Genomic DNA, 7,721 nt, shown 5'->3' with positions numbered 1-7,721 from the left:
CTTCGGCCATCTCCTCAGGTGTCACACCATCCCAACGACACCAACCCACCAGCAGACACTCCAACCACGAGTGAATCTGACCAAGCCCTACTAGGCCTGCACGCCGCAGTGAGCCAGCTCGGGGCTTCGCCGATGCCTGAATTCTTGGTGTCGGCAGGGAGTCAGTTCTGTCCACGTTTCGTGGTCGAACTGCACTTGCCGTGCCATCGGTTTGACCACCGCTAGGGAAAGGTCATGACCGGTGGGCGACGCCGCCGTTCTCACCGTCCTCGCCGGCGCAGGCGTGGTATCGGTGCTGCTCTTCGCAGTCGAAGGCATCCTCGATCAGCTGCCAGAAGTCTTCCGCTCTTTGCATCGTGCACGGAAAGCCTGGCGAGAAGACCCTCCCAGCGAGGACTAGAACCGTCCCCCGACCCTGGAGGCGGTTGCAGCCGCAGCGCGATCTTGGGTCTCACACTGGGCACGTGGCGGAACCTCGGTGAAAAATAGAGCACGCCTTCCACGCCGACCGATCCCCAGGTGAGCCACTCGGTAACGGCTTCCGAGCAATAGTCAAGAGTTGTGGGTGGGGCCCTCCGACGCCGCGATCTCGGCTGCTGCGAGCCGGGCGTCTTCGCGCACCTGTGGGTCAGGGTGATGGAAGAACGGCTCGATCAGCAGCCGGGCCCGCGGGTCGTAGGTGGCGCCGAGGATGTAGAGGGCGTGTTCGAGGAGCTCACGCTCCATCGTCCGCATGGCGGTCGCCAACGGTTCGACGAGCTCCAGGGGCAGGCGGTGGTGGTCGAAGGCCTCGCTGATCGAGTTCAGGGCGGACTCGCGGACCTTGGCCACCGGTTCGTTGACGGCCAGGCTGACCAGGCGTCCCACGACCAGGCGGGCGGTGTCCGCGTTGAGTGCGGTGCCGCGCAGGAGGTCCCCGAGGGTGTCGGCGGCGACATCCCGACGGTTCGGATCGTCGTCGGCCAGCGCTGCAAGCGCCGTGATCACGTCGTTCACGCCGCTACCTCGGACCGCTCGATCAGCAGGCCGTTCTCAAAGCGAGCGCCGGCGCGGACGAGACGCACCAGGTGGGCCCCGGTGATCGCGCGCCATCGGGCCTGGGCGGCCTCGACCAGTTTGAACACCATCGCGAGTGCGGCTGCCGGGCTGCCGGCGCCTCGGGTGACCTTGGTGCGGAGCTTGACCGTGGAGAAGGTCGACTCGATGGGGTTGGTGGTCCGCAGGTGGATCCAGTGCTCGGCCGGGAAGTCGTAGAACGCGAGCAGTTCGTCCCGGTCCTCGGTGATCTTCGCGACGGCCTTGGGGAACTTGGCCCCGTAGGTCTTCGCGAACGCCTCGATCACCTTCTCGGCGTGAGTGCGGTCCTCGGCGTTGTAGATCTCCTGCATCGCCTTCGTCGCGCCGGGCTGCGCGGACTTGGGCAGGCAGTTGGTGACATTGCGGGCTTTGTGAACCCAGCACCTCTGCGGCCTGGCTGCCGGGAACACCTCGGCGAGCGCCCGCCACAAGCCCATGGCGCCATCGCCGATGACCAGCTCGGGGTCACGCATGCCGCGGCGGCGGCAGTCGCGCAGCAGGTCGGCCCACGACTCGGTCGACTCCCGCAGGCCCTCGGCCAGGGCGATCAGCTCCATCGTGCCGTCCAGCCGGACCCCGAGCAGGACCAGGACACACGAGTGAGCCTGCCCGAGGCGGACTTTCGGGTGCACGCCGTCCGCCCACACGTAGACGAAGTCGCGATCCGACAGGTCCCGGTCCTGGAAGGCGGCGTGATCGTCGCTCCACTGCTTCGTCAGCCGTGTCACGGTCGCGGGCGACAGGCCGGCGGTGCCGCCAAGGAACTGCTCCAACGCGGGCACGAAGTCCCCGGACGACAGGCCGTGCAGGTAGAGCAGCGGCAGCACCTCGGAGATCTTCGGCGACTTGCGGCACCACGGCGCCAGGATCTTCGAGGAGAACCGCTTGCGCTCGCCCGTGGCCTCGTCAACGCGGCGATCGTTGACACGTGGTGCGGTGACCTCGACGGGTCCGGCCGCCGTGACCACGGTGCGGGGCCGGTGGTGGCCGTTGCGCACCACCAGGCGCCGCCCGTGCTCATCGGTCTCGGCGGTCAACTCGGCTATGTACTGGTTGACTTCCGCTTCCAGCGCTGCGGCCAGCATCCGGCGCGCGCCTTCGCGGACGATCTCGTCGATCAGGGATCCGGACTGGGTGGAACCATCATCGGTGACTACGCTGAGCACGGGCGTGCCTTCCCGACCCGCGCTGCAACGCGGGCCTACTCGGAGACCATCAAAGGATCATTCGGGAAGGTACGCCCTTCGCGTGCCTGCCGGAACTGATCCACAGATCTCCAGCATTGCTCCCCGTAGAGTCCTACAGCATGCTTTCTGGTGTCCTCGCCCGAGGGCGCGTAGACCCTTCAGCTCCGGACGGCTGTCGCGTCCTGAACCAGGGCTCTGAGCGGGGATGTCAGGTCGGGGCGACCACCCTGAGAGCCTCGACCGGGCCGTGGCCTTCCAGGAGCGCTGGGCGGGATCGTCCTGCTTCCGGCGCCTGAGTACGAGGGCGGCCCGCGTGTTCTGGAAGCCGACGTACCCGAGGGGCCGGCCGGGGAGGGATGGCGGTTCCCGGCTGGCGACTGCCGCTTCTCCATGGCCCACGGGTTCATGATCGGGCCGGGAGGCGAGTTCGGGATCGACGGCTACCACTGGACCCCGCTGCACGCCAGCGCCGAGGGCTGGGTGGAATCCGTGGCCTTGGCCCATCATGCGGCCTATTACGCCAAGACCATCACGAAGAGCATGGGCGACGCCGTCGAAGAGGTGGACCTCGACGGATTCGAGCCGGTGCCCGAAGTCCAGGGACTGGCCGATACGTGGTGGCGAGGCAAGGACTCGCTCATCGCCGTCTATCGCGGTGAAGCCCTCGGCCTTGCCACCCCTCAATGCCGAAAGGCTTATGTCTACGGCGGACTCAGCGGCTATGGCCTCCACGGCGACTAACTCCCGGGAAACCGAGCTTGGGCCACTGGCCGAGCATCGACTTGGCCCAACGGGCCAGCTCCACTACTCGGCCACACGAGCGGGGCTGTGCTCGAGGCCGCCCGTCTCTACCGTGGTGATGGAGGAGGGCTGCTGATGGGTTCGCTGTTCGAGGAGTTGGGGGCCCGCGAGGCGGCTGCCCGGATACGGGTGGAGGAGCTGGAGGCCGAACTCGCGGCGTTGTACGCCCGGTTGGAGAAGTCCCGGAAGGATCTGGAACGGCTGCGGATCACGCGCGAGACGGTCACCGAGGTGCTCGCCGAGATGACGTCCGAGGCCCCGGATGCGCTGTCGGCCACGGGCCAGTCACCTGCCGGTGACGCGGTGGTTTCTGCCTATGCCGGGGCCTCGCGGCAGGTGATCGGGGTGCTCACGGACAGCGGAACCCGTCGGGCCAACATGATGCAGGGCCTGCGGCATATCCTCCGGCCTCTGAAGCGACGGCGGATCATCTTCACCGCCCCCACCACCCGGATCTTCTGCGGCATGCCGACCGCCACCATCCCCCTGCCGGTCGAGGTCACCGACCTCCGCCAGGTCCTCCAGAACCAAGTGGCGCCGAAAGCGGCACTGTCAGCGCTGGTCATCTTCCACGCGCTCACCTCCAAAGAACTGCGCACCGTCGTGACCACGGACCTGCGCGACGGCAGGCTGTTCCTGCCCAACCGCACCGTCCTGCTCGCAGACCCGGTGCGCGACCGACTCGCGGCCGACCTGGACTACCGCAACAGCCGGTGGCCACGCACCGCCAACTCCCACCTGTTCCTTTCCCGGACCACCGCCTGCGGCGTGGAGCCCGTCAGCAACGTCTGGATCAACGACATCCTTGGCGTGCCCGCCCGCCGCCTCCGCGAGGACCGCCTCCTCCACGAGGCCGAGGCCACCGGAGGCGACCCCCGCCGGATCTGCGAGCTGTTCGGCCTGACCGTCGGCGCAGCCCTGCGCTACACCTCCACCGTCGACCAGACCGGACTCGTCGAATACAACCTCCGCAATGCCGGGCCACGCCCGAAAGCCCGAGGCGATGACAGTGGTTGAACGAACCGCTCCACCGAGTGGATCAGCGCTCAGCCCGAGGTGAGCTTGATCAGATCGGTGAGGTGCTGCTGGCACTCGGCCGGCAGCTGGCCGGTCTCAGTGCCCAGGCTGTCAGTGGGCAGGGCAGTCATAGCCATGTTGTCTACCGTCTGCTCCCGTGAGCCGAGCTCATCGGGGCGACTCGCTGGGCGGACACCTCGCCGCAGCTGAGGAGCCCGGTAATCGTGCCGTTGGCAGGGCGTAGCCGCCGACGTCGATGCCGTTGGTCAAGGAGAAGAGCCGGTGGACGAGTGGTTGCCTTCCAGGCCATCCGGGCCCACGTCTGGGGCGCTCTTTGGGCCAATTTACTTCGCGGAAGGGCTCTTTCCTGAAATGATCCGGCCAGCGCCAGAAGTGGGAGAGCAGCCATGGACGTAGAGATCCGGGTCACGGGCGGAGACCGGGCCGATGAGCTGGCGGCGTTGTGGCGCTGGCTGCAGGAGGAAGACGAACTGCAGGGAAACGTCAGCCCGATGGAGACCCGGATCAGCGAGGGCGAGTTGGGCGGTGCCATCGATTTGATCACAGTGGTGCTGGGATCCGGCGGGGCGGGGGTGGCCCTGACCCGGTCACTGAACACCTGGTTGCAAACCCGCTACAGCGACGTAAAGGTCACCGTCTCGGCTGGGGAACGATCAGTGGAGTTGGAAGCTAAGAACGTCAAGGACGCCATGCCTTTGCTGCAGGAAGTGCTGCGTGACTTCGACCGCCCCTGATCTGCCATTCCACCCTGGTTCACGGGCGGTTCTGATCGGTGTATCCGATTATGAGGACACCGCTGCGTTCCCGCCGATTCCCGCGGCGATGAACAGCCTGGCGAGGATGCGGGAGGTGCTGACCGACCCGGCACTGTGCGGATGGCCACCTGAGCAGGTGAGCATCATGCCGAACCCGCGCAACGCCGGCAAGGTCGCCACGGAACTTCGAAAGCTGCTCCAGGATGTCCCGCCTTCTGGCGTGGCGTTGCTGTACTACGTCGGGCACGGCAGGCTCACCGTCGAGGGCCGACTGTGCTTAACGGTGGCCGATACCGCCGATGACGCTCCCGAATACACCGGCATCAGCTACGCATGGGTGGCTCAAGCGCTAAGGCGGGGCGCGTGCGCCGCCCGAGTGAAGACCACGATTCTGGACTGCTGCTATTCCGGGCACGCTGATGAGACCCTAGCTGCCGACTCCAGTGGCGGACTGGCCGACATCACCCACATCGACGGCGTCTACACGCTGACCGCCACGGCCCGAAACCAGACCGCTCATGTCCCACCGCTGGCTGAACAAAAGACCGCCACGACCTCCTTCACTGGACAGTTGCTGGACCTGGTCCGCACCGGCATCCCGGGCGGCCCGGCTCACCTGGCCTTCGTCGACCTCTATCCGCTCTTGCAGCAACGGCTCGCTGCCCGCGACCTACCCCGGCCCGGCCAACGCGGAACCGGCACCGCCGACCGCCACCCCTTCACCAAGAACATGGCGTTCAGCCTCGCTGAACCGGCGCCACCACCAACCGCCAGCCCCGTACCACCTCCCGCCACCTCACCAGCCAGACTCCCCAGCGAAAAGGCACCGGTCCCAAGCAGCTCGCCGAATGCACCCACGATGAGCATCGAGGAGGCCATCAGCCTCGCCAAGGCTGAGAACGAGAACCTCAGGCATTGGGAGAAAGGGGGCGCCGGCCTGGAGTTGGTAGAGCGGCGGGCCATTCGTCGGATCAAAGCAGCGCAGCGCAGCCATGCCACGGTCCTGGACCTCGGTCACCTCGTGCTGGAGCGACTTCCACCACCGCTCTACGACCTCACCGACCTCACGGTGCTGAACCTCAGAGGTAACTGGCTGACCGAACTTCCGCCAGCGCTCTTTCGGTTCGCCGACCTCACAGAGCTCAGCCTCGACTACAACCCGCTCACCGAGCTGCCGGACAGCATTGGGCAGCTCACCGGCCTTACCTACCTGAGTGTCCGCGGTTTCAGGCTTGGTGGGTGGGGTGGGTTGCCGGATGGCCTCGGCCGCCTGACCAACCTCACCTACCTTGACCTCGGCGGCCAAACGCCGAGGGCGCTGCCAAGAAGCATCGGCCAGCTCACCAACCTCACCTACCTGGACCTCGGCGGACACCTGGATAGCAGGTGGCCGCGGCCGAAGGGACGGGTCAACAGTCTCACTGAGAGCCGTAGCTTCGTGACCGGGTTGATGAAGCGCACCCCCGGCCGATTCACCGATTTCGTCCAGGATGCGTTCGCGTCCGCCGCCCGTGGGTTGACTCACCTGCCCAAGGAGATCGGCCAGCTCACAAGGCTCACCCATCTCAACCTCTGTCAAAACAAGCTGACCACGCTACCGCCTCAGATCGGCCAGCTCACCAACCTGACCCATCTGGACTTGCGCGAGAACAAGCTGACTGAATTGCCCAAGGAGATTGGCCAGCTCACCAACCTGGTCCACTTGGACCTCAGAGGCAACGAGCTGACTCGCCTGCCGCGGGCCATTGACCGGCTCCCCCGTCTCCAGGTCTTGGACGTCAGCGGAAATCCCCTCGTCCGCTGAGCCCCGGAGATTTCCTGAACGTCTGGGCCTGGACTCGTCTGTCAGGTGCGAGAAAGGGTGTTCATGAGCAGGCACAGCATCCCCAGTTCCTGCTTCTCGCGGCGGCTGGAGGCGCCAGATTGAGGCAGCCGGCACGGACCTCGGCGGCGTCGACCCGGTCTACGTCGAACATCGTCAGAATCTCGACACCAAGGTGGGGTTCCTCGCTTCTGAGACCTCAAGTTCGGCGCATCCAGACCAACCCACGTCTTCCCGGGTACGGTTACGGCTACACCGCCCGTCGGTTCGGCTACGAGCCCCCTTCGGAAAACTCGAACCTACAACCTTTGAGCATGGGGCAGTGCGCGGCGGCGTACGGCAGGCACTCGGGGTGCAGCGCCGGTTCCGGCGAGCAGCCGCGGGTCACGTCGGCCGGGCGGACAATCAGGAAGCACCGCTCGTCCAGGTGCTGGCCACAGATCTGGCACAAGCGGTACAGGAACGCGGTACGGGACCGCTCGGCGTCGAGACTGCCGAATGCCGCGTGGCCGCCATGGATCAGGGAAACCCACGGCACCACCAGCCCGCCCGCCAGCGGCCGGCGCGTACAGCGATGGGGGATCGGGTGCATTGGTGACGTCCTTCGGATCGCGGGAGGGTGGGCCGGCTGGGGCGACGACGGCCGGGCATCAGCTGTCCTGCGGAGGGGGCGGGCCGGTCAGGAGCGATTCCCACTGGGCGTAGCGGAAGTCGGTGGCGGCCTGCAGGCGCAGGTGCAGCCAGGCCAGGTCTGGCCCGGCCCGCAGGAAGTCTTCGGCGCCGATGGCTGCGGCCCGGGTATAGGCCGTCTCGTCGTCGAGGCCGGCGGCCGCCAGGATCAGCCCCGGCCGGTGGGGCATGTGGCGGAGCGTGAAGTTCATATAGCTGCGGTCGTCCAGGATCACGAGCGGCGCGCTCTGGTACTCCTCGGACGTGAACAGAGCTGAGACGTCATCCGCTTTCCGAACGTGATGGTTTGGTTCGGGCTGGGTGGGCATGAACTCCGGCTGGCAGCGGGAGAGATGGGTGTGTTTCGTCCGC

The 7,721-nt window shown here is 66.6% G+C and carries 8 protein-coding genes; 4 read left to right on the top strand and 4 right to left on the bottom strand.

Annotated elements, in window-relative coordinates; translation table 11 throughout:
- Positions 1-552: 552 nt before the first annotated feature.
- Entirely contained in the window at positions 553-996 is a 444-nt protein-coding gene (locus ACZ7OY_RS44480) for a HEAT repeat domain-containing protein (RefSeq protein WP_472251202.1), read from the bottom strand.
- Positions 993-2,243, bottom strand: a complete 1,251-nt coding sequence (locus ACZ7OY_RS44475) for an IS256 family transposase (RefSeq protein WP_472251201.1) — start codon at positions 2,241-2,243, stop codon at positions 993-995. The genes ACZ7OY_RS44480 and ACZ7OY_RS44475 overlap by 4 nt, the downstream gene beginning before the upstream one ends.
- A gap of 411 nt (positions 2,244-2,654) precedes the next feature.
- Between ACZ7OY_RS44475 and ACZ7OY_RS44470 the strand changes: the two genes are divergently transcribed.
- From ACZ7OY_RS44470 to ACZ7OY_RS44455, 4 genes are all read left to right on the top strand, one after another.
- Positions 2,655-3,005 (top strand): hypothetical protein, encoded by a 351-nt coding sequence (locus ACZ7OY_RS44470; protein ID WP_472251200.1) that lies wholly within the window; start codon positions 2,655-2,657, stop codon positions 3,003-3,005.
- An 87-nt stretch (positions 3,006-3,092) separates the two neighbouring features.
- On the top strand, positions 3,093-4,082 hold the full coding sequence (locus ACZ7OY_RS44465; RefSeq protein ID WP_472251199.1) for a hypothetical protein: 990 nt from the start codon (positions 3,093-3,095) through the stop codon (positions 4,080-4,082).
- A 407-nt stretch (positions 4,083-4,489) separates the two neighbouring features.
- Entirely contained in the window at positions 4,490-4,837 is a 348-nt protein-coding gene (locus tag ACZ7OY_RS44460) for an effector-associated constant component EACC1 (RefSeq protein ID WP_472251198.1), read from the top strand.
- The gene (locus tag ACZ7OY_RS44455) at positions 4,818-6,662 is read left to right on the top strand and encodes a caspase, EACC1-associated type (protein ID WP_472251197.1); all 1,845 of its coding nucleotides are present in this window, start codon (positions 4,818-4,820) and stop codon (positions 6,660-6,662) included. Before ACZ7OY_RS44460 ends, ACZ7OY_RS44455 begins: the two co-directional genes overlap by 20 nt.
- A 289-nt stretch (positions 6,663-6,951) precedes the next feature.
- Here the strand turns inward: ACZ7OY_RS44455 and ACZ7OY_RS44450 are convergent, their stop codons facing one another.
- A complete protein-coding gene (locus ACZ7OY_RS44450; RefSeq protein WP_472251196.1) occupies positions 6,952-7,272 on the bottom strand; it encodes a hypothetical protein in 321 nt (106 codons plus the stop codon).
- Between the two features lie 58 nt (positions 7,273-7,330).
- Complete coding sequence (locus ACZ7OY_RS44445) at positions 7,331-7,678, bottom strand: hypothetical protein (protein ID WP_472251203.1); 348 nt, start codon at positions 7,676-7,678, stop codon at positions 7,331-7,333.
- Between the last annotated feature and the right edge of the window lie 43 nt (positions 7,679-7,721).

Source organism: Streptomyces sp. NPDC107559 (genome assembly GCF_055657365.1).
The sequence above is the reverse complement of the archived record's forward strand: the minus strand, read 5'-3'. Positions and strand labels throughout refer to the sequence as shown.

Excerpts from the sequence above, each read along its gene's own strand:
- ACZ7OY_RS44460 (WP_472251198.1), top strand. The coding sequence starts at position 4,490 with ATGGACGTAGAGATCCGGGTCACGGGCGGAGACCGGGCCGATGAGCTG.
- ACZ7OY_RS44445 (WP_472251203.1), bottom strand. The coding sequence starts at position 7,678 with ATGCCCACCCAGCCCGAACCAAACCATCACGTTCGGAAAGCGGATGAC.
- ACZ7OY_RS44470 (WP_472251200.1), top strand. The coding sequence starts at position 2,655 with ATGGCCCACGGGTTCATGATCGGGCCGGGAGGCGAGTTCGGGATCGAC.
- ACZ7OY_RS44450 (WP_472251196.1), bottom strand. The coding sequence starts at position 7,272 with ATGCACCCGATCCCCCATCGCTGTACGCGCCGGCCGCTGGCGGGCGGG.